29 protein-coding genes are annotated in these 26,105 nt (G+C 73.3%); 12 read left to right on the top strand and 17 right to left on the bottom strand.

Going from position 1 to position 26,105, the window contains the following annotated elements; translation table 11 throughout:
- Positions 1–35: 35 nt before the first annotated feature.
- Both AC1RNL_RS02295 and AC1RNL_RS02290 read left to right on the top strand, forming a co-directional pair.
- A complete protein-coding gene (locus AC1RNL_RS02295; RefSeq protein ID WP_246992687.1) occupies positions 36–1,025 on the top strand; it encodes an ABC transporter ATP-binding protein in 990 nt (329 codons plus the stop codon).
- Complete coding sequence (locus AC1RNL_RS02290) at positions 1,022–2,743, top strand: ABC transporter permease (RefSeq protein WP_400530981.1); 1,722 nt, start codon at positions 1,022–1,024, stop codon at positions 2,741–2,743. Before AC1RNL_RS02295 ends, AC1RNL_RS02290 begins: the two co-directional genes overlap by 4 nt.
- A gap of 64 nt (positions 2,744–2,807) precedes the next feature.
- Here AC1RNL_RS02290 and AC1RNL_RS02285 read toward each other — a convergent pair whose 3' ends face one another.
- Positions 2,808–3,479, bottom strand: a complete 672-nt coding sequence (locus AC1RNL_RS02285; RefSeq protein ID WP_400531212.1) for a haloacid dehalogenase type II — start codon at positions 3,477–3,479, stop codon at positions 2,808–2,810.
- A 261-nt stretch (positions 3,480–3,740) separates the two neighbouring features.
- On the opposite strand from AC1RNL_RS02285, the gene AC1RNL_RS02280 reads away from it, so the two are divergent.
- Entirely contained in the window at positions 3,741–5,210 is a 1,470-nt protein-coding gene (locus AC1RNL_RS02280) for an HNH endonuclease signature motif containing protein (RefSeq protein WP_492934291.1), read from the top strand.
- A 60-nt stretch (positions 5,211–5,270) separates the two neighbouring features.
- Here AC1RNL_RS02280 and AC1RNL_RS02275 read toward each other — a convergent pair whose 3' ends face one another.
- A complete protein-coding gene (locus tag AC1RNL_RS02275; RefSeq protein ID WP_492934290.1) occupies positions 5,271–6,482 on the bottom strand; it encodes a glutaminase in 1,212 nt (403 codons plus the stop codon).
- Between the two features lie 47 nt (positions 6,483–6,529).
- Positions 6,530–6,727 carry a hypothetical protein gene (locus tag AC1RNL_RS02270; protein WP_492934289.1) on the bottom strand — a complete coding sequence of 66 codons (198 nt, stop codon included), beginning with the start codon at positions 6,725–6,727 and terminating at the stop codon, positions 6,530–6,532.
- 274 nt (positions 6,728–7,001) lie between these two features.
- Between AC1RNL_RS02270 and AC1RNL_RS02265 the strand changes: the two genes are divergently transcribed.
- The gene (locus AC1RNL_RS02265) at positions 7,002–8,066 is read left to right on the top strand and encodes a TerC family protein (protein ID WP_492934288.1); all 1,065 of its coding nucleotides are present in this window, start codon (positions 7,002–7,004) and stop codon (positions 8,064–8,066) included.
- A gap of 13 nt (positions 8,067–8,079) precedes the next feature.
- Here the strand turns inward: AC1RNL_RS02265 and AC1RNL_RS02260 are convergent, their stop codons facing one another.
- Positions 8,080–8,325: a helix-turn-helix domain-containing protein gene (locus tag AC1RNL_RS02260; protein ID WP_246992701.1), complete on the bottom strand. Its 246-nt coding sequence runs from the start codon at positions 8,323–8,325 to the stop codon at positions 8,080–8,082.
- Positions 8,325–8,804: a DUF2975 domain-containing protein gene (locus AC1RNL_RS02255; protein WP_400530992.1), complete on the bottom strand. Its 480-nt coding sequence runs from the start codon at positions 8,802–8,804 to the stop codon at positions 8,325–8,327. The genes AC1RNL_RS02260 and AC1RNL_RS02255 overlap by 1 nt, the downstream gene beginning before the upstream one ends.
- A 115-nt stretch (positions 8,805–8,919) precedes the next feature.
- Here AC1RNL_RS02255 and AC1RNL_RS02250 point away from each other — a divergent pair, with 115 nt between their 5' ends.
- Positions 8,920–10,032: a DUF998 domain-containing protein gene (locus AC1RNL_RS02250; RefSeq protein ID WP_492934287.1), complete on the top strand. Its 1,113-nt coding sequence runs from the start codon at positions 8,920–8,922 to the stop codon at positions 10,030–10,032.
- On the top strand, positions 10,029–10,244 hold the full coding sequence (locus tag AC1RNL_RS02245) for a DUF5302 domain-containing protein (RefSeq protein WP_128189974.1): 216 nt from the start codon (positions 10,029–10,031) through the stop codon (positions 10,242–10,244). Before AC1RNL_RS02250 ends, AC1RNL_RS02245 begins: the two co-directional genes overlap by 4 nt.
- 27 nt (positions 10,245–10,271) lie before the next feature.
- Here the strand turns inward: AC1RNL_RS02245 and AC1RNL_RS02240 are convergent, their stop codons facing one another.
- Entirely contained in the window at positions 10,272–11,006 is a 735-nt protein-coding gene (locus AC1RNL_RS02240) for an MBL fold metallo-hydrolase (protein ID WP_492934286.1), read from the bottom strand.
- Between the two features lie 243 nt (positions 11,007–11,249).
- On the opposite strand from AC1RNL_RS02240, the gene AC1RNL_RS02235 reads away from it, so the two are divergent.
- Both AC1RNL_RS02235 and AC1RNL_RS02230 read left to right on the top strand, forming a co-directional pair.
- Positions 11,250–12,758 (top strand): DNA recombination protein RmuC, encoded by a 1,509-nt coding sequence (locus AC1RNL_RS02235; protein ID WP_492934285.1) that lies wholly within the window; start codon positions 11,250–11,252, stop codon positions 12,756–12,758.
- A 4-nt stretch (positions 12,759–12,762) separates the two neighbouring features.
- A complete protein-coding gene (locus AC1RNL_RS02230; protein WP_400531002.1) occupies positions 12,763–13,407 on the top strand; it encodes an NUDIX hydrolase in 645 nt (214 codons plus the stop codon).
- Positions 13,408–13,425: 18 nt separating this feature from the next.
- Here AC1RNL_RS02230 and AC1RNL_RS02225 read toward each other — a convergent pair whose 3' ends face one another.
- On the bottom strand, positions 13,426–14,313 hold the full coding sequence (locus AC1RNL_RS02225) for an EamA family transporter (RefSeq protein ID WP_400531004.1): 888 nt from the start codon (positions 14,311–14,313) through the stop codon (positions 13,426–13,428).
- Positions 14,314–14,352: 39 nt separating this feature from the next.
- Here AC1RNL_RS02225 and AC1RNL_RS02220 point away from each other — a divergent pair, with 39 nt between their 5' ends.
- Both AC1RNL_RS02220 and AC1RNL_RS02215 read left to right on the top strand, forming a co-directional pair.
- A complete protein-coding gene (locus AC1RNL_RS02220) occupies positions 14,353–14,865 on the top strand; it encodes a MarR family winged helix-turn-helix transcriptional regulator (protein WP_492934284.1) in 513 nt (170 codons plus the stop codon).
- A 37-nt stretch (positions 14,866–14,902) separates the two neighbouring features.
- Positions 14,903–15,481 carry a MarR family winged helix-turn-helix transcriptional regulator gene (locus AC1RNL_RS02215; RefSeq protein ID WP_492934283.1) on the top strand — a complete coding sequence of 193 codons (579 nt, stop codon included), beginning with the start codon at positions 14,903–14,905 and terminating at the stop codon, positions 15,479–15,481.
- Here AC1RNL_RS02215 and AC1RNL_RS02210 read toward each other — a convergent pair.
- The 9 genes from AC1RNL_RS02210 to idi are packed head-to-tail and all read right to left on the bottom strand — an operon-like array spanning position 15,478 to position 22,977.
- Positions 15,478–15,897 (bottom strand): pyrimidine dimer DNA glycosylase/endonuclease V, encoded by a 420-nt coding sequence (locus AC1RNL_RS02210; protein ID WP_310123412.1) that lies wholly within the window; start codon positions 15,895–15,897, stop codon positions 15,478–15,480. The genes AC1RNL_RS02215 and AC1RNL_RS02210 overlap by 4 nt on opposite strands.
- The gene (locus AC1RNL_RS02205; RefSeq protein WP_492934282.1) at positions 15,894–17,375 is read right to left on the bottom strand and encodes an SDR family oxidoreductase; all 1,482 of its coding nucleotides are present in this window, start codon (positions 17,373–17,375) and stop codon (positions 15,894–15,896) included. Before AC1RNL_RS02205 ends, AC1RNL_RS02210 begins: the two co-directional genes overlap by 4 nt.
- Positions 17,372–18,262 (bottom strand): prenyltransferase, encoded by an 891-nt coding sequence (locus tag AC1RNL_RS02200; RefSeq protein ID WP_492934281.1) that lies wholly within the window; start codon positions 18,260–18,262, stop codon positions 17,372–17,374. Before AC1RNL_RS02200 ends, AC1RNL_RS02205 begins: the two co-directional genes overlap by 4 nt.
- Positions 18,255–18,590, bottom strand: a complete 336-nt coding sequence (locus tag AC1RNL_RS02195; RefSeq protein ID WP_492934280.1) for a lycopene cyclase domain-containing protein — start codon at positions 18,588–18,590, stop codon at positions 18,255–18,257. The genes AC1RNL_RS02200 and AC1RNL_RS02195 overlap by 8 nt, the downstream gene beginning before the upstream one ends.
- A complete protein-coding gene (locus AC1RNL_RS02190) occupies positions 18,587–18,916 on the bottom strand; it encodes a lycopene cyclase domain-containing protein (protein WP_128190420.1) in 330 nt (109 codons plus the stop codon). The genes AC1RNL_RS02195 and AC1RNL_RS02190 overlap by 4 nt, the downstream gene beginning before the upstream one ends.
- Entirely contained in the window at positions 18,913–20,505 is a 1,593-nt protein-coding gene (gene crtI / locus AC1RNL_RS02185) for a phytoene desaturase family protein (protein WP_492934279.1), read from the bottom strand. Before crtI ends, AC1RNL_RS02190 begins: the two co-directional genes overlap by 4 nt.
- On the bottom strand, positions 20,502–21,416 hold the full coding sequence (locus AC1RNL_RS02180; RefSeq protein ID WP_492934278.1) for a phytoene/squalene synthase family protein: 915 nt from the start codon (positions 21,414–21,416) through the stop codon (positions 20,502–20,504). The genes crtI and AC1RNL_RS02180 overlap by 4 nt, the downstream gene beginning before the upstream one ends.
- Positions 21,413–22,432 carry a polyprenyl synthetase family protein gene (locus AC1RNL_RS02175; RefSeq protein ID WP_492934277.1) on the bottom strand — a complete coding sequence of 340 codons (1,020 nt, stop codon included), beginning with the start codon at positions 22,430–22,432 and terminating at the stop codon, positions 21,413–21,415. Before AC1RNL_RS02175 ends, AC1RNL_RS02180 begins: the two co-directional genes overlap by 4 nt.
- Positions 22,429–22,977: an isopentenyl-diphosphate Delta-isomerase gene (gene idi / locus AC1RNL_RS02170; RefSeq protein ID WP_492934276.1), complete on the bottom strand. Its 549-nt coding sequence runs from the start codon at positions 22,975–22,977 to the stop codon at positions 22,429–22,431. Before idi ends, AC1RNL_RS02175 begins: the two co-directional genes overlap by 4 nt.
- Before the next feature lie 61 nt (positions 22,978–23,038).
- Between idi and AC1RNL_RS02165 the strand changes: the two genes are divergently transcribed.
- Positions 23,039–23,707 (top strand): MarR family winged helix-turn-helix transcriptional regulator, encoded by a 669-nt coding sequence (locus tag AC1RNL_RS02165; RefSeq protein ID WP_310123390.1) that lies wholly within the window; start codon positions 23,039–23,041, stop codon positions 23,705–23,707.
- Positions 23,708–23,711: 4 nt separating this feature from the next.
- Here the strand turns inward: AC1RNL_RS02165 and AC1RNL_RS02160 are convergent, their stop codons facing one another.
- Positions 23,712–25,118 carry an ATP-dependent DNA helicase gene (locus AC1RNL_RS02160; RefSeq protein WP_128189877.1) on the bottom strand — a complete coding sequence of 469 codons (1,407 nt, stop codon included), beginning with the start codon at positions 25,116–25,118 and terminating at the stop codon, positions 23,712–23,714.
- Positions 25,119–25,294: 176 nt separating this feature from the next.
- Between AC1RNL_RS02160 and AC1RNL_RS02155 the strand changes: the two genes are divergently transcribed.
- Positions 25,295–26,101, top strand: coding sequence for a class II glutamine amidotransferase (locus AC1RNL_RS02155; protein ID WP_400531020.1), 807 nt, complete (start codon positions 25,295–25,297; stop codon positions 26,099–26,101).
- Positions 26,102–26,105 lie beyond the last annotated feature (4 nt).

Here is a 26,105-nt window from a genome sequence, read left to right as displayed (position 1 = left end):
GTTCCCGCCCCTCACCGCGCCCACGAGGAGCGACCATGATCCGATTCGACAGCGTCCGCGTGGAGTACGAGGGCCACGTGGCGCTCGAGGGACTCGACCTCGAGATCCGCGAGGGCGAGTTCTTCACCCTGCTCGGCCCCTCCGGGTGCGGCAAGAGCACGGCCCTCCGCACTCTCGCGGGCTTCATCGAACCGACCTCCGGCAGCCTCTTCGTCGACGAGCGAGACGTCACCCGGTTGCCCAGCGAGCGGCGCGGCATCGGGATGGTGTTCCAGAGCTACGCGCTCTTCCCCAGCATGTCGGTGCGCGAGAACATCGCCTTCGGGCTGCGCGTGCGCCGGCTCGCGGGTGGCGAGCGGCGCGAGCGGGTGGACCGCGTGGCCGCGCAGGTGGGCCTGGCGCCCGCCCAGCTCGAGCGCGGCGTCGCCGAGCTCTCCGGCGGGCAGCAGCAGCGCGTGGCGATCGCCCGCGCACTCGTGCTCGAGCCGAGCATCCTGCTGCTCGACGAGCCGCTCTCGAACCTCGACGCGAAGCTGCGCGTGCAGCTGCGCGGCGAACTGCAGCGGCTGCAGCGCGAGCTGGGTGTCACGACCCTCTACGTCACGCACGACCAGGAGGAGGCGCTGGCCCTCAGCGACCGCATCGCCGTGCTGTCGGAGGGCCGCGTCGAACAGGTGGGCACGCCGCAGGAGATCTACGAGCAGTCGGCATCCCCGTTCGTCTGCGACTTCATCGGAGAGGCCACGAAGCTGACCGAGCCCCAGCTGCGTGAGCTCGGCATCCTGGGCTCAGGCGAGACCTGGGTGCGCCCGGAGCACGTGCACCTGCCAGACGACGGTGGCGCAGCGGCGGTCGTGCGCGCCCACGCCTATCGAGGCGCCTCGACGCTGCTCGAGCTCGAGGTCGCGGGCGCGCCGATCTTCGCCGCGAGCGCCAGCAGGGCCGCGGCTGCGCTCGAGATCGGCGACGCGGCACGCGTCGCGGTCGACCAGGGCGCACTGCTGCGCTACGGGCCGCCGGCGTGACGCGCACGACCGCGAGCACCCGCGGCCTGCTGCGATCGCCGCTGGCGCTGGTCGTCGCCGCCGTCGTCATCTGGTTCGCGGCGACGTTCCTGCTGCTGCCCAACCTGTCGCTGCTCGGAGCGACCTTCGCACCGGAGGGCCAGCTCTCGCTCTCGTCGGTCGAGCGGCTGATCTCGAGCGAGCGCGCGCTCCGGTCGCTCGGCAACAGCGTGCTGCTGGCGTGCACCCTCGCCATCACGGTGAACGTGGTGGGCATCTTCATCGTGCTCGTCACGCAGTGGTTCCGGATGCGCGCGCGGCGAGTCCTGTGGCTGGGCTTCGCGACCACCTTCATCTACGGCGGCATCGTGCTCGCCGCCGGCTACAACTTCATCTACGGCCGCTTCGGATTCGTGACGAACTGGCTCGCGACCTGGGTGCCGGATCTCGACCGCAACTGGTTCTCGGGCTTCTTCGCCGTCGTTCTCGTGATGACGTTCGCGACGACCACGAACCACATGCTGTTCCTCTCCGCGGCCCTCGCGAAGGTCGATCGGCATGCGATCGAGGCCGCCCGGCTCATGGGTGCGCGCACCTGGACCATCCTGTGGCGGATCGTGCTCCCGACCCTGCGTCCCATGATCTTCGCCGTCACCGTCCTGACGTTCCTCACCGGCCTCGGTGCGCTCACGGCGCCGATCGTGCTCGGCGGCGACGACTTCCAGACGGTCTCCCCGATGATCCTCACCTTCTCGCGGTCGCAGACGTCGCGGGACGTCGCGGCGCTGCTCGCGATCATCCTCGGCCTCGCGACGATCCTGCTGCTCGCCGTCATGAACCGCGTCGAGCGCAGCGGCACCTACTTCGCCGTCGCCAAGGTCGCGGCCCCGCTCGAGCCGCAGCCGTTCCGCACCCGCTGGGGCTCGACGCTCGTGCACGTCGCCGCGTGGTCGCTCTGGATCGTCTACGTCTTCCCGGTCGCCTCCGTGGTGCTGTTCTCCTTCGTCGACGCGCGAGCCATCGCCGCGGGCTCCATCGGGGTCGGCGACCTCACGTTCGAGCACTGGACCACCGTGCTCACGAGTGCGGATGCGCTGCAGCCGTTCCTGGTGTCGGTCGCCTACTCGGCGCTCGCCTCCGTCATCGCCGTCGTGGGGCTCTTCTTCGTGGCCCGCGTCATCACTCGCCACCCGGGCTGGCTCTCGAGCGCCATCGAGTACGTGCTCCACATCCCCTGGATCCTGCCGACGATCCTGATCGCGCTGGGTCTGGTGATGGCGTTCGACCGACCGCAGGCCCTCCTCGGCGGCCAGGTGCTCACCGGCACCGTCGCGCTGCTGCTGGTCGCCTACGTGATCATCAAGCTGCCGTTCACGCTGCGCCTGCTCAAGGCCTCGTTCGCGTCGGTGCCGCGAGACGTCGAGGACGCCGCGCGCATCCTGGGAGCCGGCCAGCTGCAGACACTGGCTCGCGTCGTCCTGCCCATGATCGCGCCGACCGTCGCCGCGATCACGGCGCTCAACTTCAACAGCCTGATCGACGACTACGACGCCGCCGTCTTCCTCTACCACCCGCTCGCCGAGCCGCTCGGCATCGCCATCAAGCGCTCGACCGAGGGAGAGGCGAACCTCGACGCGATGTCGATCACGTTCGTGATGACGGTGCTGCTCATGGTCGTCCAGGGTGCGGTGCTCTGGCTCGTCTACGGTCGCAGCGCGAGGGCCGGCCGCCGCCGATGAGGACGACTCTCGGGGTCTTCGGACGGAGATCCCGGGACGGACGTTGCACGGTGCGGCGGTGCTCCTACGGGCGCGGGGCCAGCTGATCGGCCAGGGACGGCAAGTCTGAGGCCTGGAGCTCCGGCTGCGCGAAGTAGGCCGGGTACGTCGCGCTGCCACGGTTGATCCAGGCCGTGCGGAGGCCCGCGCGACAGGCACCGTGGATGTCCCACGGATGCACCGCGACCAGCAGCATCTCTCCCGGCTGCCGGCTGAGGGCATCCGCCGCGAAGGCATACGCGACCCGCGACGGCTTCCACGCCGGGGCATCCTCCACGCTCAGCAGGGCAGCGAACCGCTCCCGCAGGCCCGCGCGGCGCAGCAGTCCGTCTGCGACCGAGGCCGCGCCGTTGCTGAGGGTCGCGAGCTCAGCGACCGAGGCGAGCGCCTCGACGCCGGGCGCGACATCCGGGTGCACGTCGAGGCCATGCATGGCCTCCATGATCCGCTCCGCCGAGGCTGACGCATCCGCCGCGCCACCGGCCTCGAGCAGACGCACCGCGCCATCGCGCGCGATCTCCGCGAATGCCGCGCTGCCGCCTGCCGCGGCAGCTGCGAAGCCGTCGCGCAGCACGCCGGCGAACCACTCCTTCACCTGGTGCGGGGCGAGCCCCTCGGCCGCGAACGCCGCGCCCATCGGCGACATGTCGGACAGCGTCTCGTTCACGTCGAACAGGATGAGCCCGGGTGCCGTCATCGTCGTCCTCAGTTCGTGCCGCGCGCTCCCTGCGAAGCGGGATGCGCCGAGGCTATGCCATGGGTCACAGCAGCACGTGCTCTGGGCGGGCATGTCAGTGGCCCGTGATGCAATGCCTGCGTGGACGGCTTCGGGATCGACGGCGAGGAGTACATCGCCGCGATCCGCGCCGGCGCCATCGACCCGTCCGGCTGCTCCGCCGACGAGCTGCAGGACTCGCTCGACGCGTTCGACCGCGAGCTGAGCGCACGCATCGCGGCGATGAGCGATGCGGAGCTCGAGGCGGCCGCATCACGCGGTGCGCCCATCCCGCCGCTGCCTCGCGAGCCGCTCTCCGCGCACGCCGAGCGTCTGCGCGCTGACGAGGCGTTCGTGGGTCGCCTCCGGGCGATCGAGGCGCAGTCCGCGCGCGTCGAGGGCGAGCGGCGCGCGCTGCTCGCCGCTCACATGCAGCGCGTGCTCGACATGGCCGGCGACGCCGGCCCCAAGGTCAAGGAGCTCGCGATGATGGCGGCGGTCGAGCTGGGACTCACCGGCGGTGGCATGGTGCAGCGCATGACTGAGGCCTGGACCATCGTCACCGAGCTGCCCGCCGCGCACGAAGCCGCTTCGCAAGGCCGCATCACGACCTCGCACCTCCGGGTGATCGAAGCCGAGACCCGAGCGCTTCGCCTCGACGCCCAGGTCGAGCCGTCCGAGCGGCAGCGAGTCGTCAAGCAGCTGGTCGAAGTGGCCGAGAGCACCAGCACCAGCCGGCTGCGCTCTCGCGCGAAGCGGATCGTGAACGACGTGCTCACCGAGCCCCTGCAGGTGCGGCACGACGCCGCCCGCGAGCGCAGACGCGTCGAGCTGTTCGATGCAGGTGACGGCATGGCCGATCTCGTCGCACGCGTGCCGGCGCTCGAGGGCGCCGCCATCTTCGATCGCCTCACGCAGGCGGCGCGCAGCAAGCCGAAGGACGACCCTCGCACCTTCGATCAGTTCCGGGCGGACGCGTTCCAGGAGCTGCTGCTCGCCGGCGTCGTCCCCGAAGATCTGCACGGCACGGCACACATCAAGGCGCATGTGGCGATCACGATCCCCGCGACCGAGCTGCTGCACGATCGCGACGCGCAGGCCCCTTCGTTCCACGAGCTGCGCTTCCCCGCGGCGCTCGACGGCAAGGTGCTGGTCGATCGCGACACCGCGCGCCGCATCGCCGGCGACACCCACACATGGGAGCGGCTCTTCACCGATCCGGTGAGCGGGGTCGCGGTCACCGTCGACACCTACCGCTCCAGCGCCGCGCAACGCAGGTGGCTGCGGGCGCGCGATGGGCGATGCCGCGGCCCGGGCTGCGACCGGGCCGTGCTCCGCGCCGATCTCGATCACACCCGTGACTTCGCGGCTGGCGGCCGCACGTCGCTCAGCAACCTCGAGCATCTCTGCCGCAGCGATCACACGCTCAAGCACGACACCCGCTGGCGCGTCGAACAGCGCGAAGGAGGGGTGCTCCGCTGGACCTCGCCGATCGGGCAGGTGATCGTCGATGAGCCGCCGCCGGTCGGGCCGCGCTTCACCGACGTGCCGCGCTCCCGGCCCGAACCGGCGACCCGCGAGCCTCGCCTGAGTCGCCGGCACCAGCGGGAGGCACTGGAACGGCGAGCAGACGAGATCGCTCGCACGCTTCCCGCATCCGGGCGATGGGGTGCGAGCATGCCGGTCGGCGCCTCTCCGACGCTGCCGTTCTGACAGGACCGGCGACGACGCGAGACCGGCCGTCGGCGCGCGGCCCGCTCGCTGCGTGCTGGCTCAGCCGTCGAGCAGCCCGTCGGGGTCGGCGACCCGCACCTCACGGCCGTCCTCACGCATCCGCTCGACGCCCTCGCGCAGCAGACGGCGGCCGACCTCGGTCGCCGACGCGGCGCGCGAGAGGTCGAGCACGATCAGGGCGCCGTCGTCGGGCAGCTCCTCCAGCTCGCGCAGGGCCACCTCGACCGCGGCGAAGTGCATCGTGCCCTGCAGCTGCACCTCCCGCACACCATCGCTGTCACCATCGGGCTCGACGACGCCGTAGAGCACGTGCGACGCGACCTCGGGCGCGTGCATCAGGTGCAAGCCGAGCTCGGCCGACAGCCGCTCGAACGCCCGCACGCCGCGCACGCTGTTGCCGATCTCGTCGAGCCGCGGCGAGAAGGTGCCGATGCCGACCTGGCCGGGCAGCGATCCGAGCACGCCGCCCGCGACGCCGCTCTTCGCCGGGATCCCGACCGTGCTCATCCAGTCGCCCGCGGCGTCGTACATGCCGCACGTCGCCATGACGCTCAGCACCTGCGTGCACACCCAGGTCGGCACGACCTGCTCGCCGGTGACGGGGTTCCGGCCACCCGCCGCGAGCGTCATGGCCATCACCGCGAGGTCGCGCACGTCGACGAGGAGCGCGCACTGCCGGATGTAGCCCTCCACGGCATCGTGCGGCTCGCCGTCGAGCTTCTCCTGCGCGTGCACGAGGTAGGCGAGCGCCAGGTTGCGGCTGGCCTCCGAGCGCTCCGAGTCGAAGACCGCCTCGTCGACCTCGAGGTCGCGGCCGGCGAACGCCGAGAGCCCCTCCCGCACCCGCACGTCGCGACGCTCGCGGCTCATGCCGGCCTCGCCGACGAGCGCGTGGGTCGCGATCGCGCCGATGTTGATCATCGGGTTGCGCGGCCGGCCGTTCTGCTCGAGCGAGATCTCGTTGAACGCGTCGCCCGAGGGCTCGACGCCGACGTGCTCGAGCACCGTCTCGCGCCCGCGGTCGGCGAGCGCCAGGGCGTACGCGAAGGGCTTCGAGATCGACTGGATCGTGAAGCGGTGCTCGTCGTCGCCCGTGCCGTAGACGGTGCCGTCGATCGTGCACAGCGCGATCGCGAAGCGGTCGGGATCGGCGTCGGCGAGCTCGGGGATCGTGTCGAGCAGCTCGCCCTCGTCGCCGTCGACGCACGCGCGCCGCACCTCGTCGAGCAGGTCGGGCACGGGGTTGCGCATGCGCCGAGGCTAGCGGTGCGCTCCTGTGGCCGACCGGGCCGCAGGCGCTACGCGCCCTGCTGCGCCGCGCGCACCGCGGAACGCATGCGCAGGATCGCCTCGACCTCGGCGCAGAGGGCCAGCTGGCGGTCGGCCTGGGGATCGGAGCGGGGCGCGGGGGCGGCGTCCTCGAGCTCGGCGAGCAGGTCGCGGAGCCGTGCTGCGGTGTCGCGCGGACCGCGATCCGCGAGGTCTGGGCTCGTCATGCCGCGACGATACGGGGCGCGGGCCACCCCGCTCCGCTCGGACGCGCGCGCGACAGCACCTGCTGAGCCACAACGATGTTCGGATTGAGGTTCCGATGGGTCGGCGCGGGAGCGTTGACCGGCGCCAGGCCCGCATGGTACCGTGCTCGCGGAGGGGAGTAGTCCCCCAGGATGCGTCGTCACTTCGTGCCCGCCATCGGGCTCCGGCGCATCCGGGATCGCGGTTCGCGCTCCCGGGCGAGACCTCCGGTTGCACCGACAACTGGAGGACACGATGGACGTACCCGTCTACGCCTGGCTCGCCGTGCTGGCAGCCATCATCGCCATGCTCGCGATCGATCTCTTCGCACACCGAAGGGCGCACGTCATCGGCGTGCGCGAGGCGCTCGGCTGGTCGGTCGTCTGGGTGCTCTCGGGCATCAGCTTCGGCATCGTCGTCTGGAGCACCTGGGGCGCGGAGTACGGCCAGCAGTACTTCGCCGGCTACCTCATCGAGAAGTCGCTCGCCGTCGACAACGTCTTCGTCTGGGCGATCATCTTCGCCGCCTTCGCCGTGCCGCGCGAGTACCAGCACCGCGTGCTCTTCCTCGGCGTGCTCGGCGCGCTCGTCTTCCGCGGCATCTTCATCGCCGCGGGCGCCGCGCTCATCGAGAACTTCGCGTGGATCCTCTACGTCTTCGCGGCCTTCCTCATCCTCACGGGCATCCAGATGCTGCGCACCCGGAACGAGCACGCGCACCCGGAGCGCTCGCGCGTGCTGCGGCTGTTCCGCCGGTTCGTGCCGATGACGGATGCGTACTACGGGCAGCGCTTCCTCGTGCGGCGGGCGGGGGTCGTCGTGGCCACGCCGCTGCTCGCGGTGCTCGCGCTGGTGGAGGTCACCGACATCGTGTTCGCGGTCGACTCGATCCCCGCGATCTTCGCCGTCACCTCCGAGCCGTTCCTCGTCTTCACCGCCAACGCGTTCGCCATCCTGGGACTGCGCGCCATGTACTTCCTGCTCGCCGACCTCATCCACCGCTTCATCTACCTCAAGGTCGGGCTCGCGCTCGTGCTCGTCTGGGTCGGCGCCAAGATGGCGCTGCTCGACGTGCTCTACATCCCCACCACGGTGTCGCTGGTCGTCGTCGCGACGATCATCGCCGCCTCGATCGCCGCCTCGCTCGTCGCGACGCGCGGCCAGGGGCGACGAGCCGTGCAGGCCGACCCGGCGGGCGCCTTCCGCAGCGCGACCGCGGCGGAGCTCGCCGAGGCCGAGCCGCTGCTCGCCCGTCGCCGCGCGGCGGAGCCCGACGGGGCGGCGCACGAGGAAGCACCGCACGACCGGATGCCGCGATGACCGCGGTCGGCGATCAACCCCGGGCGTCGTCGTGGCGAGCGGCCGCGTCGTCCTCGTCGTCGACCCACTCGAGCAGGTCGCCCGGCTGGCACTCGAGCACCCTGCACATCGCGTCGAGCGTCGAGAAGCGCACCGCCTTCGCGCGGCCGTTCTTCAGCACGGCGACGTTCGCCGGTGTCAGCCCGACGCGCTCGGCGAACTCGCCCACGCTGAGCTTGCGCTTCGCGAGCTCGACGTCGATGCGCACCACGATGGCCATCAGATGACCTCGTCGAGCTCGGCGCGGTAGCCGGTCGCCTGCCGCAGCAGGCCGCGCATGACGATCATGAGCAGCATCGGCAGCGACGAGAGCACGACGACCCCGAACAGCGCCATCGGGATGCCGGGGTCGCGGATCTCGGGCGTCAGGAAGATGACCGTCGTGACCGTCAGCGCCCCGGCCGCGAGCAGGCTCCAGCCGATCGCGAGCGCCCACACGATCGCGTCGACCCAGCGGCGCGATGCGTCGCTGAAGAGCCGGTCGCGCTGCACGAGCGTCAGCAGCCGCCAGATGCAGACGATCACCACGAGCACGCTCGAGAGCACGAGCGTGAGCACGATCTGCGCCGGCACGCGGAAGGCGGGCGCCTCGTCGCGGAGCTCGCCCGGCAGCGACATCGCCATGAGCACGAGCAGCCAGAGCGCCGCGACGACGAGGGCGACGCGGAGCAGGAGGACGGACCAGCGGGAGCGCAGCATGCATCGAGTCTCGCTCGGAATCTATCGAAAGTCAATCGGTCTTCGGCGGGCGCTCGAGCCGCGCGCCCGGGCCCATCGGGGCCGGCCGTCAGCGCGGCATGGTTCGATCGGATGCGTGAAGGCAGCCCCGCAGTCCGAGGCGCGTCGGGAGTCGCGCGCGATCGTCGCCGCCTGGGCCTGCTTCGGGATCGGCACGGCCTTCGGCCTGCTGGCGCTCGCGGGCGAGCCGCGCCCGATCGCCGACGAGGGCGGCATCGCGCAGCCCGCCGCCGGCATCGCCGCGATCGTGACCGCCGCGGCCTTCGTGCTCAGCACGCTCCTGCACCGCCGGCGCGAGACCGCGCCGATGCCCGGCTGGCAGACGACCGTCTCGCACCTGTCGACCGCCGCGATCACGCTCGCCTTCGGCGCGGTCGCCTACGTCGCGGTGCTCACCGGCGGCGAGATCCTCGCCCTCGGCCTCCAGGGGCTCGAGGCGCCCGCGATCGGCGGCGCGCTGCTCACGGGCATCGCCGCGTCGACGGGCGGCTGGCTCGCCTTCCAGGCGGGCGTCGAGCTGACGACCCGCGACCTCGCGACGCTGCTGTTCGCGTACCTGACGATCGGCTCGCTCTTCGCGATGATCACGGCCGCCGACCCCGCCTGGTGGCAGCGCCACTTCTCCGACCTCGGCACGGGCGACGGCGCGGGCTCGTGGGCCTTCAACGGCACCGTCGTGATCGCGGGGCTGCTCGTCGGCTCGGTCGGCGCCTTCGTCGGCCGCGACCTGCACCGCTGGCTCGGCGACGCGGCGCTGCCCCGCATCGCCTGGGTCGTGGGGCTCTTCGCGCTCACCGGCGCCGCGCTCGCCGGCGTGGGCCTCTTCCCGCTGCACCTCGCGCCGCTGCCGCACAACATCGCCGCCTTCGGCGCGCTCGGGCTGTTCGCCCTCACCGCGGCCGTCGTCACCGTCGTGATGCCGGGTCCGCCGCGCGCGATGCTGCTCACGACCGTCGGCGCCGGTGTCGCGCTGCTCGTCGCGCTGCTGCTGTGGCGGCCCGGCGACGTCTACAGCGCCGCCGGGCTCGAGGCGATCGCCGTGGGCGTCGGCTTCGTCTGGATGACCACGCTCGTGCGCACCCTCGCCGCGTTCGTGCCCGACGCATCCCGCCCCTCCGAGCGCGCGCACCTGCTGGCCGGGCGGCTCGACTCGACATCGGTGCCCGCACGCGGCAAGGTGGGGTCATGAGCGAACACGATCCCGCAGAGGTGGAGACGCCGCAGGACACCCCCGAGGGCACGGAGACGCCCGAGGAGGCGCAGCGGCGCAAGTTCCGCGAGGCGCTCGACAAGAAGAAGCTCGGCCACCACGGCCAGGGCATGAGCGCGAGCTCGGGCGTGCAGTCGGCCCACACGGGCCCCGCCGTGCAGAAGCGCGTGCACCGCCGCAAGAGCGGCTGACGCGGGCCGGAGCCGACGCGGGCCGGATCAGGCCTCGGTCTGCTCCAGGTAGGAGAGCTGAGCGGCGGCGGATGCCTCGGCGGCCTGGCGCACGGAGCCGTCGGCGTCGCCGTACACGAGGTCGGTGACCTTGCCGACCGACGCGTCGGCCGCGGTCGTGCCGAGCTGCCGCAGCGCCGCCCGCACCTGGTCGAGCCGCTCGAGCCGGTGCGCGCGGTACTCGCGGGCGATCGCCGCCACCGACGGCAGCGGCTCGCCGTGGCCCGGCAGCACCTGCAGGTCGCCGAGCGCCTCGAGCCGGTCGAGGGTGGCGAGGTAGGGCGCGATCGCGCCGTCGGGATGCATGATGACGGTCGAGCCGCGGCCGAGGATCGTGTCGCCGGTGAGCACCGCGCGGCCCGGGACGACGATCGAGATCGAGTCGTGCGTGTGGCCGGGTGTGGCGAGGATCTGCAGCTCGACGTCGCCGACCGGGATCCACTCGCCGTCGGTGAGCGGCTCGCCGCCGTAGCACTCGTCGGGGTCGAGGCCGCGCAGCACGGCGCCGGTCGAGCGGGCGAGCTCGCTCGCGGCCTCGGTGTGGTCGGTGTGCTTGTGCGTGACGAGGATCAGCCGCGGCTGCACCGCCACGAGCCGCTCCACGTGGTCGACGTCGGCGGGGCCGGGGTCGACCACGATCTCGCCGCCGATGACGTAGGTGTTGGTGCCCTCGAGGGTCATGGGTCCGGGGTTGGGCGCCAGGATGCGCTCGATCTCCACCATGCCCCGACCCTACGCGGCGCCGGCTGGGCGCGGACAGCCCTCCGGGCCCGCAGCGGCGCCCGCCCGCGCACGACGCAAGCCCGAGCCGGCGGTTCGGCGGAGGATCGGAGCGGTCGAGCCGATCCGCCGCCGGACATCGCGGATGGGCTTGCGTTGTGCATCGGGGGGTGGGCGCGACGGCCGGTCCGCGGCGGATCGCGCGTCGCTCGCCCGGGCGTGGGTGGCCCGTGGTGCGATACCTCCATGGATCCGCTGACCGTCATCGTCGTCGCCGCGGCCGTGCTGCTCGCCGGTGCGCTGGGCGCGCTGCTCGGCGCACGCGTCGGCCGCGCGCGGGCCGCCGCCGAGCAGAGCGGCGCCGCGGGCGAGCTGCAGGCGGTGCGCGGCCGGCTCGAGGTCGTCGAGGGCGAGCGCGCCCGCGAGCGCGACCTCGCCGAGCGGCGCCACGCGGCGCAGCTCGACGACCTGCGCGCCGAGGCGCAGCGGCAGCTCGATGAGGCGCGCGCCGAGGCGCACCGCCGGCTCGTCGAGGAGCGCGAGCGCGGCCGGGAGGCCATCGCCGAGCTGCAGCAGGATGCGCAGCGTCGCGCCGACGAGTTCGCGGCGCTGAGCCGCGCGGCCCTCGAGCGCAACTCGGCCGTCTTCCTCGAGCAGGCCGAGGAGCGGCTGCGCAGGTCGCAGACCGAGGGCGCCGCCGAGCTCGCCAAGCGCGAGGCCGCGGTGCAGCAGCTCGTCGAGCCGCTGTCGAAGACCCTCGACTCGGTGCGCACCGAGGTGACGGCCGCCGAGAAGGCGCGCGCCGAGGCGGGCGCCGCGCTCGCCGAGCAGCTGCACGCGATGCGCACCTCCTCCGAGCAGCTCACGCTCGAGACGCGCCAGCTCGTCACGGCCCTCCGAGCCCCGCAGGTGCGCGGCCGGTGGGGCGAGCTGCAGCTGCGCCGCGTCGTCGAGGCGGCGGGCATGCTCGAGCACGTCGACTTCACCGAGCAGGCGCACCACGCGACCGACGACGGAGCGCTGCGCCCCGACATGCTCGTGCACCTCGCGGGCGAGAAGCAGGTGATCGTCGACGCGAAGGTCGCCTTCAACGGCTACCTCGAGGCGATGGAGGCCCGCGACGACGCGACGCGCGACAAGCGGCTCGACGCCCACGCGCGCCACCTCCGCGACCACATCGACCAGCTCGGCTCGAAGGCCTACTGGGAGGCGGTGCCCGGCACGCCCGAGTTCGTCGTCATGTTCATCCCGGCCGAGCCGTTCCTGAACGCGGCGCTCGAGCGCGACCCGACCCTCTTCGAGCGCGCCTTCGAGCGCAACGTCGTGCTCGCGACGCCCGCGACGCTCGTCGCGCTGCTGCGCACCGTCGGCTACACCTGGCGGCAGGAGCAGCTCGCGGGCGAAGCGATGCGGGTGCTCGAGGTGGGCCGCGAGCTGCACAAGCGGCTCGGCACGATGGGCACGCACCTGGCCACGCTCGGCAAGCGCCTCAACAGCACCGTCGAGGCGTACAACGCCTTCAACTCGTCGCTCGACCGCAACGTCGTGACCCAGGCGCGCCGCTTCTCGGCCCTGCAGGGGCTCGAGCCGGCGATCGAGCACGCGCCGCCGCTCGAGGTGCTGGCCGTGCCCGCCCAGAAGCCCGACCTGCACGCCGCCGATCCGGCCGGGCCCGGCGGCAGCCGCGCCGACGACGCGATCCGCGAGATGACGCGTGGATCAGCGGCGGATGAGGGTCCCTCAGCGGTAGCGTGAGCGTGTGACCGAGATCCCCGTCGCCGCCACCCTCGTGCTCGCGCGCGACGGCGCCGGCGCCATCGAGGTGCTCCTGCTGCAGCGGCCCGATCGCGGGGCGTTCGCCGGCGGCTGGGTGTTCCCCGGCGGCAGGGTCGAGCCGCACGACGAGGCCGACGACGAGGAGCGCACCGCCCGCAACGCCGCGGTGCGCGAGACGGCCGAGGAGACCGGCCTGATCGTCGACCCCGATGCGCTGCTGCCGCTGTCGCACTGGTCGCCGCCGCAGCAGCTCGCGACCAAGTTCCACACCTGGTTCTTCTTCGCGCACGGGCATGAGGGCGACGTCGTGCTGCAGGAGGCCGAGGCGGTCGCCTCGGAGTGGCTGCGCCCGGCGGATGCGCTGAAGCGGCACGGGGCAGGGCGCCTCAAGCTGTTCCCGCCGACGTGGGTGACGCTCGACACCCTCATGGCCTTCTCCACCGTCGACGCCGCGGTCCGCTCGCTCGGCGCGCGCGACATGCAGCGCTACGAGACGAAGCAGGACCACGAGCGCGGGCTCGCGCTCTGGCACGGCGACGAGGCGTACGACGGCGGCGAGGAGACCGAGGAGGGCCCGCGCCACCGCCTCCACGTCGGCTCGCTCCCCTGGCGGTTCGAGCACCGCTGACGCTGAGGGCCCGCTCGATCATGCCGAGCCGGCTCGGCCGCGCCCCGAGCCGAGGACCTGTCCGAGCAGGACGCCCGCCAGCACTGCCGCGATGCCGAGCCACTGCAGCATCGAGAGCAGCTCACCGCCGGCCAGCATGCCCAGCAGCACACCGGTCACCGGATTCAGCAGTCCGAGCAGCCCCACCTGTCCGGCGTGCAGGCGCCGCAGCGCGCCGAACCAGCACACGAACGCCAGCGCGGTCGCGATCACAGACACGTACGCATACGCGACCACAGCCTCAGCATCGACGAGCGATGGCGCCCCTTCGAACGCCAGCGCGATGGGAAGCAGCAGCAGTCCGCCGGCGGTCAGCTGCCACGCTGATGCCGTCACTGCATCGACGTGCCCGCTCCAGCGCTTGGCGAGCACCGAGCCGAGGGCGTACATGCCCATCGCGGTCAGCGATGAGATGACGCCCCAGCCGTCGATCGGACCGATGGAGGAGGCGAGCATGAGCACCACTCCGAGCACGCCGAGCGCGCCGCCGGCGAGGCGCCGCACGGTCGGCCGCTCGTTGAGCAGCGCCCACGCGAGCAGCATCATGACGAGGGGGGACAGGCTCATCAGCATCGCCGCGACGGCCGTAGGCAGCAGCTTGGAGGCGAGGTAGACGAGCACGAAGAACGCCCCGCAGTTCAGGACCCCGAGCACGCCGGCACGCCACCACCACGCACCTCTCGGCAGTCGCCGACGAACTGCCAGGAGGAGCAGCCCCGCCGGCAAGGCCCGAAGCAGAGCCGCGGTGAGCGGCTCCTCCGGCGGAATCCAGTGGAGCGTGACGAAGTAGACCGAGCCCCAGGTGACCGGAGCGACGGCACCGAGCAGTCCCCATCGCCAGCCGCCGCGCGCGCCATTAGTTTCCACAGCAACTAGTTTAGTTTCCGGGGCAACTAGCATGCAAGCATGCATACAGATCACGTCACCCGGGTCCTGCAGCAGTGGAGGGTGGAGCGGCCGGATCTCGACGCGTCCCCCATCGGGATCGTCGGCCGTCTCAGCCGCCTCGCCCTCCTGATACGTCACGACCTGGTGACGGTCTACGACAGCTACGGACTCTCCGAGGGAGAGTTCGACATCCTGGCAACCATCCGTCGACAGGGTGCGCCGTTCGAGTGCAGTCACGGCACGCTCATCCGCGAGACCATGGTCACGAAGAGCGCGGTCTCGAAGCGCCTGTCTACGCTCGCAGCACGAGGACTGGTGGCTCGCGCGGCAGCGCAGCACGACGGGCGCAGCCAGGTCGTGCAGCTGACGCCGGCCGGTCGCCGCCTGCTCGACCGGGCCTTCGAGGAGCACCTGGAGAACGAACGCCGGCTCTTGTCCGTCCTATCCGCCTCCGATCGCGACGCGCTCCAGCGCATCCTGGCGACCTGGATGGCGTCCTATGAGGACGGTGTCGCCACCGGCGATGATTAGCCAAGGCAACTATGAGCCGCGCGGGTAGCATTGCCCCATGGGACAGCGGGCCGCGGACGCCGACGCACGGGCGCTCATCGACCCGAGGCGACTCGACGCATCCGCCCGCCTCGTCGGCGAGCGCGGCCTGAGCGACCGCGAGGTCGAAGAGATCGTCGACCTGTTCCAGGCGCTGCGGCGGTGGCACCGCACCTCGGAGGAGCACAGCGAGGCGAGCCGCCGCTACATGAGGCTCGGCGAGAACGACATGCGCGCGATCCGCTTCATGATGGCCGTCGCGCGCGAGGGCCGGCCGGTCACGTCGACGATGATCGCGCAGCACCTCGGCATCTCGGGACCGTCGGTGACGAAGATGCTCGACCGGCTCGAGCGCGCCGGGCACGTGCGGCGCGAGCCGCACCCGACCGACCGGCGCGCGCTGTCGGTGCGGGTGACGGATGCCACGCGCGCGACGGCGACCGCGACGGTCGGGCGCGACCACACGCGCCGCTTCGAGATCGCCGCGACGATGACGAGCGACGAGCGACGTGCCGCGACGAGGTTCCTCAGCGCACTCGCCGACCTGCCGGTGATGGAGCACCCGCCGCTCGAGGCCGACGCCGGGCTCGAGCCCTAGGGCCGCTCCCACTCGGCGACGGGGCCGCGCTCGACCTCGAAGAGCGGATGCGGCACCGGGTGCCGCGCGAGCCGCAGGCGCTCCGGGCTGCGGGCGGCCATCTTGGCCCGCAGGTGCCGCCACTCGAACGCGAGCTGGCCGTCGGAGACGGTCATGCGCTGCGCGGGGCCGGGGGCGTCGATGCGGGAGCGGTCGAAGCGGTAGCCGCGCACCTCGGCCACCGCGGCGATGCCCGAGAGGTACGCGCCGATGCTCGCGACGGGATCGGGCTGCTCCTGGAAGCGCTGCAGCTGCGGGTGGCGCGTGTAGCCGCTCGTGCGGCCGGCGAGCACCGCCTGCGCGAGCAGCGCCTCGCGCCAGCACGCGATGAGGCCCTGCCGGTCGAGGAGCCCGGGATGCAGCGACCAGAGCCTCATCGGGCCTCCGCCTCCGCCGCCGCGACGATGCGGTTGGCCATCACCTCGAAGATCACGTGGTGGGCAGGCACGAGCGACCACCAGTAGAGCCGGCCGCCGAGGCCGCTCGGCAGGAAGATGGCGCGCTGCCGGTAGCGCGCGCCGCTCCCGCCCGACTCGAGCTGCGCGGGCTCGACGGTGAACTCGATCCAGGCGCGCCCCGGCACGCGCATCTCGGCCCGCAGGCGCAGCAGCCGGCCGTGGTCGATGCGCTCGACGCGCCAGAAGTCGACGACGTCTCCGGCGCGCAGGCGCACCGGGTCGCGGCGGCCGCGACGCAGCCCCACGCCGCCGACCAGCCGGTCGGCGAGCCCGCGGATGCTCCACAGCAGCGGCACCGAGTACCAGCCGCGGTCGCCGCCGATCGACTCGACCACGCGCCACACCGCCTCGGGCGACGCGCTCGTGACCCGCTCGCGCGCATCCTCCATCACCGTCGACCCCGACCACTTCGGGTCGCTCGGCAGCGGGTCGGAGGGGGCGCCCGCCGACGACGCCGAGCGCCAGCTCGACTCGATGTCGCCGGAGCGCTCGCGGGCGAGCGCCAGCCGCACCGCGCCGCGGTAGCCGGTCAGGCCGCCCTCGGGCGGCGGGATGACGCGATCGATGCCGTGCTCCTCGACGACGCAGTCGTGCAGGAGCGAGCCGATGAGCGGCATGGCGATCGCCCGCGGCACCGGCGTCACGAGGTTGACCCACTGCGAGGCGAGCCACGGCGTCAGCACCGGCAGCGGCGCGATCGGCCGCTGCGGCAGGCCCGCCTCGACCGCGTAGCCGTTCATCACCTGGCCGTAGCGCAGCACGTCGGGCCCGCCGATGTCGAACGCGCCGTGCACGTCGCCCGGTACCTCGGCCGCGGCGACGAGGTAGTGCAGCACGTCGCGGATCGCGATGGGCTGCACGAAGTTGCGCACCCAGCGGGGCGCCGGCATGTAGGGCAGCACCTCGGTGAGGTGCCGGATCATCTCGAACGACGCCGAGCCCGAGCCGATCACGATGCCCGCCTCGAGCACGATCGTCGGCACGCCGGAGGCCAGCAGCACTTCCCCGACGGCGACCCGGGAGGCGAGGTGCTTCGAGAGCCGCTCCCCCTCCGGGTGCAGGCCGGAGAGGTAGACGATGCGCTGCACGCCCGCCGCCCTCGCCGCCGCGGCGACGTGCTGCGCCTGCACGAGCTCGGCGTGCGCCCAGTCGCCGCCGGCGCTCATCGCGTGCACGAGGTGGAAGACCACGTCGACGCCCTCGACGGCGCGCCGCACGTCGGCGAGCACCTCGAGGTCGCCCTGCACGACCTCGACGTCGCCCGCCCACGAGGCATCCCGCAGCCGCCCGGGGTCGCGTGCCAGCGCCCGCACGTGGTGCCCGGCCTCCACGAGGCGCGGGGCGAGCCGGCCGCCGACGTAGCCGGTGGCGCCCGTGACGAGGATGCGGCGGCTCATCGCACGCCCATCGCCCACGCGATGCAGACCATCGTCACGAGGAAGCCGCATGCGTAGTTGACCCAGAGGAAGCGGCGCCAGCCGCGGTTGGCGGCGGCGCTGCCCTCGTCGGTGACGCTCCAGAAGGGCGCGGCGAGCGCGATGTACGGCACGGCGACGAGCGCCGCGGCCGAGGCGGGCCAGGGCGCGAGCAGCATGAGCGCGCCGGCGGCGGCCCACAGGCCGATCGCGAGGCGCACGGTCGCGCGCGCGCCGAGCACCGTCGCGATCGACGCGATGCCGCCCTCGCGGTCGGGCACGACGTCCTGCACAGCTCCGAAGGCGTGGCTCGCCATGCCCCAGCAGAAGAACGCCACGAGGATCGCCCACAGCTGCGGGGTCCAGTCGGCGCCGGCGAGCACGAGGCCGTAGACGGCGGGGCTCACGAAGTGGGTGCTCGAGGTGACCGAGTCGAGCACCGGCACCTCCTTGAAGCGCAGCCCGCGCGCCGAGTAGGCGACGACCGCGAACAGGCTGACGGCGAGCACGGCCCACGAGGCCGGGCCGCCGAGTGCGACGAGCGCGACGACGAACGGCACGAGCAGCCCCACCGACCACAGCAGGGTCGCGCGGTGCGTCGACGGCGGCAGGAGCGCGCCCTCGACACCGCCCTTGCGCGGGTTCTGGGCGTCGGAGGCGTAGTCGAAGACGTCGTTGATGCCGTACATCGCGAGGTTGTACGGCACGAGGAAGAAGAGCGTGCCGATGATGAGGCGCGCGTCGACCTGGCCGGTCGTGAGCAGCATCGCCGCGGCGAACGGGAACGCCGTGTTGATCCAGCTGACCGGGCGCGACGCGAGCAGCAGCCGGCGGGCGAGGCTCGGCTCGCCGATCACGACCTCACGCATCCGCCGCCTCCGCGCTCGGGCTCGCCGCGACGCCGCGGCCTCGCGAGGGCAGCAGCCGCCACAGCGCCGCCACGAGCAGCAGCGCGATGAGCGCGTAGCCGAGATCCTCGATCGGCGCGAGCCCGAGGCGCACCCCCAGCAGCAGCGCGTCGTCGAAGCGGAACAGGTCGGCGGCGATCATCAGCGAGTCGAACACCACGGTGAGCGCCATGATGACGACCGCCGCGATCCCGAGCGCCGCCCAGCCCCGCCGGTCGCGGCGGAACGCGACGATCGCGGCGATCGCGGCGGCCACGAGCAGCGGTGTCAGGAGCATCGCGTAGCTCATGCCGCGGCCTCCGCACGGCGGTCGAGGATGCGCTCGGCGCCCGCGAGCGCGACGAGCGAGACGTAGGCGAGGAAGACGATGAAGCCGAGCTCCTCGATCGGCAGGTGCGGCAGCACCTCGAGGCCCGTCATCCACGGTGAGGCGCCGAGCCGGAAGTTGCCGGTGGCGATGCCCGCGAGGTCGATGATGAGCAGCACCGCGGCGGTCGCGCCGACGGCGCCGATCGCGCGCAGCGGGTCGCGGAATAGGGCCAGCCGCCACCGGGCGTCGATGGCGCCGACGCCGAGGGTGGCCAGCAGCAGCCCCGCGAGGTAGGCGAGGCTCATGCCGGCTCCGCCTCCTCCCGGGTCTGCGTGGCGGCGCCCAGCGCCCGCAGCGGCCCGGTGGAGCGGTCGCCGCGCACGTGCTTGACGACGAGCTCGGCCGAGATGAGGCACATCGGCACGCCGATGCCGGGCACCGTCGTCGCGCCGGCGAGCAGGAGCCGCTCGACGCTCGGGTGCTTGGTGGAGCCGCGGAAGAAGGCGCTCTGCCGCAGCGTGTGCGCCGGCCCCAGCGCGGTGCCCTGCCACGAGTCGAAGTCGCGCGAGAAGTCGGCCGGGCCGATGGTGCGGCGCGTGACGACGCGCTCGGCGAGCCGGTCGATGCCGGCCCACTCTGCGATCTGGGCGATGGCGCGGTCGGCGATCGCCTCGACCGCCGCGTCGCCGGCGCCGTCGACGCCGCCCGCGCCGAGGCGCGTGTCGGCCGGCACCGGCACGAGCACGAAGAGCGCCTCATGCCCCGCGGGCGCGACCGAGGGGTCGGTGGCGGAGGTGCGGCTCACGTAGAGCGATGCCGGGTCGGTGACGCCGTCGGCGGGGTCGGCCGCGGGAGCGCCGAAGATCCGGCCGAAGCCGTCCTCCCAGTCGCGCGTGAACAGCAGCGAGTGGTGCGCGAGCTCGGGCAGCTCGCCCTCGACGCCGAGCATGACGAGCACCGCCGAGGGGCCCGCGACGCGCTTCGCCCAGCGGCGGCGGGCTCGCTCGGCGATCCCGGGCACGTGCGCGAGCAGCCGGGTGTCGGTCGCGTGGCCGTCGGCGGCGGAGACGACGAGGTCGGCCTCGATGCGCTCGCCGCCGGCGAGCTCGACGCCGTGGGCCGCGCCGCCGTCGACGAGGATGCGCTCGACGCGGGTGCCGGTGCGCACCAGGACGCCGGCCTCGCGCGCGAGGCGCGCGAGCGCATCCACCACGGCCGTGAACCCGCCCTGCGGGTACCAGACGCCCTCGACGAGGTCGAAGTGGCTCATCAGGTGGTACATCGACGGCGCCGACCGGGGCTCGGTGCCGAGGAAGACGGCCGGGTAGCCGAGCGTCTGCTGCAGGCGGCGGTCGCGGAAGCCGCGCGCGATGCGCGACTCGAGCGACTCGATGAGCAGCCGCGTGAGCGTGGGCAGCCGGCGCGCGAGCCCGAGCCCCGCGAACGCGCCGGGCGAGTCGAAGCGGTTGGAGAGCAGGCCCGCGGTGGCGAGCTCTGCCGTCTCGGTCGCCGAGGCGAGGTGGCGCCGCAGCGCCTGCCCGGCACCGGGCTCGACCGCCTCGAAGCGCGCGATCGTCGTCTCGAGGTCGCCCGAGACCTCGAGCTGCTCGGCCTCCCCCTCGAAGAGCACCCGGTAGGCGGGATCGAGGCGCACGAGGTCGAGCTCGGCCTCGAGGCTCGAGCCGAGCAGCCGGAACGCGTGCTCGTAGGGCTCGCGCATGAGCATCCACGAGGGCCCGGTGTCGAACAGGAAGCCCTTCGAGCGCCACGTGCCGGCGCGGCCGCCGAGCGTCGGGCCCTGCTCGACGAGCGTGACCGCGTGCCCGTCGCGCGCGAGCAGGCCCGCGCTCGCGATGCCGGCGATGCCGCCGCCGATGACGACGATGCGGCTCATCGGGCCAGCTCCGGGCGGGCGGCGCGCTCGCGCGCCGGCAGGCCGCGCGAGAGCCCCGCGCCGACGGCGGCGCGGGCGATGATCGCGGCCTTCTCGGTGCGCGGCACGCTGATGCGGCGCGAGCGCAGCTCGGCGGCGGGGGTGGCGCGGATGCGCCGCGCGAGGGCGGCGAAGAGGTCGTGGGCCGCGAGCACGGCCGGGCGCGCCTCGCGGGGCAGGCTCGGGATGGTGGCTCGTGCGAGGCGCAGCTCGCCCTCGAGCCGGTCGAGCACGCGGGCGACGGCCTCGTCGGTCGGATGCGCCGGGTCGAGCCCGGGCAGGTAGGCGCGGCCCAGCGCGTCGGCATCGGCGCCGAGGTCGCGCAGGAAGTTGACGACCTGGAAGGCGCTGCCGAGGGCGCGGGCGCCGCGGGCGACGCGGCGCGCCTCGGCGTCGGGCAGGCGGCGGCCGCCGAGGAAGCAGCGCACGCACATGATGCCGACGACCTCGGCGGAGCCGTAGACGTAGCTGCGCAGCTCGCGCTCGTCGGCGAAGGCGACCGGGTCGAGGTCGCGGCGCATGGCGGCGAAGAACGGCTGCGTCTGGTCGGCGCTGATGCCCACGCGGCGAGCGGTCTCGGCGAAGGCGTGCACGACGAGGTCGGCGCTGAAGCCGGTCCGCATCGCGCGCTCGACCTCGCGCTCGAGCGCGTCGAGCACCTCGCGGCACGCCGCGGTGTCGAGGCCGGACTCGGCGCCCGGCCCGTCGACGATCTCGTCGGCGACGCGCACGAGCGCGTAGACGGACTGGATGTCGCCGCGCATCTGCGTGGGCAGCAGCCGGCTCGCCATGCCGAACGAGGTGGAGTACGCCTCGATGACCGTGGCGCTCGCGCGCCGCGCGGTGGCGGTGTAGAGGTCGAGCCCGGTCATCGGCGGCGCTCCGCGCAGCGCTCGAGGATGAGCTGCAGCTCGTCGCGGAGCCGCTGCTCGACGGGCGCCTCGGCGAGCATCGTGCGCACCTCGTCGGCGCCCTCGGCGATGCGTCGCTCGACCTCGCCGAGCGCGCCGCTGCCGCGCATGACCGAGCGGATGCGCGCGGCGGCGCCCTCGTCGGCCTCGCGGTCGCCGTAGTGGCGCGAGACGGACGCCCACTGGGGCTCGCGGCTCGCGAGCGTCGACAGCATCGTGGGCGCGCCGGCGCGGATGTCGCTCAGCACGCTCTTGCCGGTCGTCGCCTCGTCGCCGAAGACCCCGAGCACGTCGTCGCGCAGCTGGTAGACCACGCCCATCCGCAGCCCGATCTCGCCGAGCGCCTCGATCGCTGCCTCGTCGCGGCCGCCGAGCACCGCGCCGAGCTCGAGGGGCGCGCGGAACGAGTAGTCGGCGGTCTTGCCGCGCAGGATGCGGTCGATCGTCTCGTCGTCGGGGGTCGACCCCGCCAGCAGCACGTCGTCGTGCTCGCCCTCGGCCGCGCGGATCATCGCGCGCTCGACGATGTCGACGAGGCGCACCCGCACCGCGGTGGGCACGTCGAGCCGGGCGAGCGCCGCGAGCGCGCGCACGAGGAGCGCGTCGCCTGCGACGATCGCGGTGGTCAGGCCGAGCCGCTGCGCTGCGGCGGGCGACAGGCCCGCCTCGGTCGCGGTGACGGCGGCGCCGCGGGAGACCGACGGCTGGCCGCGGCGCTCGTCGTCGTCGTCGATCACGTCGTCGTGCACGAGCAGGGCAGCGTGCAGCAGCTCGATCGCCGCCGCGGTCGCCACGACGGCCTCGCGGTCGGCCCCCTCCCCCGCGGCCGCCAGCACGAGCCGGGGCCGCAGCAGCTTGCCGCCGCCCACCGCGCCGGCCGCGGCCGCCTGCACGGGGTGCGGCCCGGTCGGCGCAGCGAGCCGCGCGAGCCGCTGCTCGACCTCGGCGAGCAGCGTGGGGGCGTCGATGGCGGTCACGAGGCACCTGCCAGCGCAGGCAGCTGCTCGGCCTGCAGCACGAGCCACGGGCTGAACGCCCACGGGGTCGCCGCGATGGCGGTGCGGAGCCGCTCCGGCTCCACCCACCGCCACTCGGCGACCTCGCTCCGGTCGGGGTCGAGCGGGCCCGCGATGCGACCCACGTAGACGGGGCACAGCTCGTGCTCGACGATGCCGCTCGCGTCGACGGCCCGGTAGGAGAAGCCGGGCAGCACGAGCTCGAGCCCCTCGGCCACCGTGCCGAGCTCATGCTGGAGGCGCCGCTGCACGGCGGCCTCGAGCCGCTCGCCCGGTGCGGGGTGGCCGCAGCAGCTGTTCGTCCACACGCCCGGCCACGCGATCTTGCCGAGCGCCCGGCGCGTGACGAGCATCCGCCCGTCGGCGTCGAGCAGGTGGCAGGAGAAGGCGAGGTGGCGGGGCGTCGCGTCGGTGTGCACCTCGGACTTGGGCGCGGAGCCGATCGGCCTCCCGGCGTCGTCGAGGAGCACCACCAGCTCCTCAGGCTGCTGCGCGTGTGAGGTCATGGGTCGAGCGTAGCAAATAGTGAGCCTGTGCAACTATGAGTTTTTGCAATAGAATCCCCTCATGCTGCAACCGCCGATCGACGGCCCCGACGGGCGCGCGCTGCTCGATCCGCGACGCTACGACGCCTCCGCAGCGCTCGTCGGCGAGTTCGGGCTGACCGATGCCGACGTCGACGAGATCGTCGAGCTCTTCCACGCCCTGCGCCGCTGGCACAGCGCGTCGGAAGAGCACACCGAGGCCAGCAGGCGCCACATGAAGCTCGGCGAGAACGACATGCGCGCCATCCGCTACATCATGGCCGTCACGCGCGACGGCACCGTCGTCACCTCGACGATGATCGCCGAGCACCTCGGCATCACGGGCCCGTCGGTGACCAAGATGCTCGACCGGCTCGAGCGCGCCGGCCACATCCGCCGCGAGCCCCACCCCACCGACCGGCGCGCGCTCTCGATCGTGGTCACCCCGGAGTCGAGCCGATCGGCGACCGCCTCGGTCGGGCGCGACCACGCCCGTCGCTTCGCGATCGCCGCCGAGATGTCGAGCGAGGAGCGCCAGGCCGCCACCCGCTTCCTGCGCGCGCTCGCCGACCTGCCCGTGCTCGAGCACGACCGCGCGGCAGCGGGCGGCGACGCCGGCGGCGGCGGTGCCAGCGCCGGCGATGCCGGCTCCGGCGGCCGCGGGCGGCCGCGCTCCGAGTCGGCCGCCGCGAGCGACGCCGACGCCGACTAGCGCGCTAGAAGGGCGTCGGCGCGTCGGGCGCGAAGAGCGCCTCGATGCGATCGCGCCGGTCCTCCTGCGCGGCCGTCTCGGCCGGCGGGGCACCCGCCGCGGGGGCGTCGCGCAGATCCGCGCCCGATGCGCGCGCGGCATCCCGCTCCCGCACCTCGTGGATGAAGCGGCGAACGCGCTGGTCGACGATGATGTCGCGCGGCTGCAGCGGCCGGGAGAGGTAGAGGCCGTCGAGCGAGGTGAGCCGCGAGAGCGCCACGTACGTCTGGCCCGGCGCGAACGCCCGCTGGCCGAGGTCGACGACCGCCCGCTCGAAGGTCTTGCCCTGCGACTTGTGGATCGTCACCGCCCACGCGAGCCGCAGCGGGAACTGCGTGAACTCGGCCACGACATCCCGCTTGATCTCCTTCGTCGTCGGCGAGTAGGAGTAGCGGTACTGCTCCCACACGGCCGGCTCGACCTCGTGCTGCTCGCCGTCGACCTCGACCCAGACCGTGCCGCCGATGTCGACCACGCGGCCGAGCGAGCCGTTGACCCAGCGCTGCTCGGCGTCGTTGCGCAGGAACATCACCTGCGCGCCGAGCTTGAGCTCGAGCTCGGCGTCGGCCGGGTACTGCCGGCCGCCGAAGTCGCCGGTGATCTCGGCGGTGGCCGTCTTGGGGCGACCCGGGAGCCGCGCGAGCTCGCGCGCGTTGATGCGGTTAACCGTGTCGTTGCGGGTCGCGAGCGTCAGCACGTCGTCGCCGGGCGGCGTGCGGGCGCCCGCGTCGTTCAGCAGCTGCGCGATCTCGGCCGTCACGGTGCCGTGGCGCACCGCGTTGAGCGCCTGCTTGAACTCGAGGTCGGTCTGGCGGTGGATGTGCACGAGCTCGACGACCTGCAGGTCGCACTCCTCGCGCCAGACCCGCGCGTCGAAGAACCACATCGACTCGTAGTGGTCGGCGAAGTAGGCGCGCTCCTCGGCATCGCCCGGCACCGGCGCGAGCTGGTACGGGTCGCCGAACATCACCACCTGCACGCCCCCGAACGGCACGGAGCGCACGCCGCGCGCCTGCCGCAGCGAGCGGTCGATCGCATCCATGAGGTCGGCGTTGACCATCGAGATCTCGTCGATCACGAGCACGTCGAGCTTGCCGAGCAGCCGCTTCAGCTCGGCGCTCTGCCGCAGCGGCGCGTCGGCGATCACCCCGAGAGGCAGCTTCAGCAGCGAGTGGATCGTCTGGCCACCGACGTTGAGCGCAGCCACGCCCGTCGGCGCGCACACCACGATCTGCTTCGACGAGTGCTCGATCAGGTGGCGCAGCAGCGTCGACTTGCCCGTGCCCGCGCGGCCCGTGATGAACAGGTGCCCGTCGCCCCGCTCGATGCGCTCATGGATCGCCAGCTGCTCCGGGGTCAGCTCGACGGTCATCCCACCATCCTCCCGCACCCGCGCGAGGCTAGCGGCGAGCCGCACCCGCGCGCCGCGCCCACCGCGACGGGTGTGGAACAGCGGCGCGCGACGCGCTGTTACCGACTGTGACGACGCATCCGGGCATCTGCGGCCCGGATGCGAGAGGATGGACGGAACGGAAAGGGGATGCTCACATGTGCCGACTGCTCGCACACGCCTCCCCCACCCCTGTCACGACGCGCGAGGTCATCGGCGACGCGAGCTGCCACGAGTGGCAGCGGCTCGGGCGCCTGCACACCGACGGTTGGGGCACGGCCTGGCTCGACGGCGACGAGGTGCGCCGCTACCGCGACGCCGCCCGCGGCCTCGACAACCCCGACCTCACCGACGCGCTCGGCGACACCCCGTCCCGCGCGCGCCTGACGCACCTGCGCCTCGCGACCGAGGGCTTCGCGACGCGCGTGCAGAACACGCACCCGTTCCGCGTCGGCGACATCGTGCTCGCCCACAACGGCTCGGTCACGCCCTACGCGCGGCTGCGCGAGAAGGTGACGGATGCCGAGCTCGCCCGGGTGGGCGGCGAGACCGACACCGCGGTCGTCTTCGCCCTCATCCTGCGCCGGCACGAGGCGGGTGAGCCGCTCTTCGACGCGGTGACCGCGACCGTCTCCGAGCTGCGCGGGGAGTTCCCGACCTCGGCGCTCAACCTGCTGGTGCTCTCGCCCGATGAGCTCATCGCCGTGCACGCCAATGAGGGCGCGCCCATCCCCCACGAGCTGTTCGAGGAGTCGGGGCTCGGCGACGACCTGCCGGCCGGGCACGTCGACCACTACTACCAGCTGTCGTGGCGGCGCTCGGAGGACGGCTCGATCGCCGTGACCTCGAGCGGCCTCACGGGCGACGGCTGGAACCGCATGGCGCCCGAGACCGCAGTGCGCGTCGACCTCAGCACGCTGCAGGTCGACCGGCGCGAGCTGCTGGGCGCGTCGCTCGCGGCGTAGAGCC

This window comes from Agrococcus sp. GW821-FHT14H11 (genome assembly GCF_058803545.1).
This window is presented reverse-complemented; position numbering and strand designations above follow the sequence as displayed.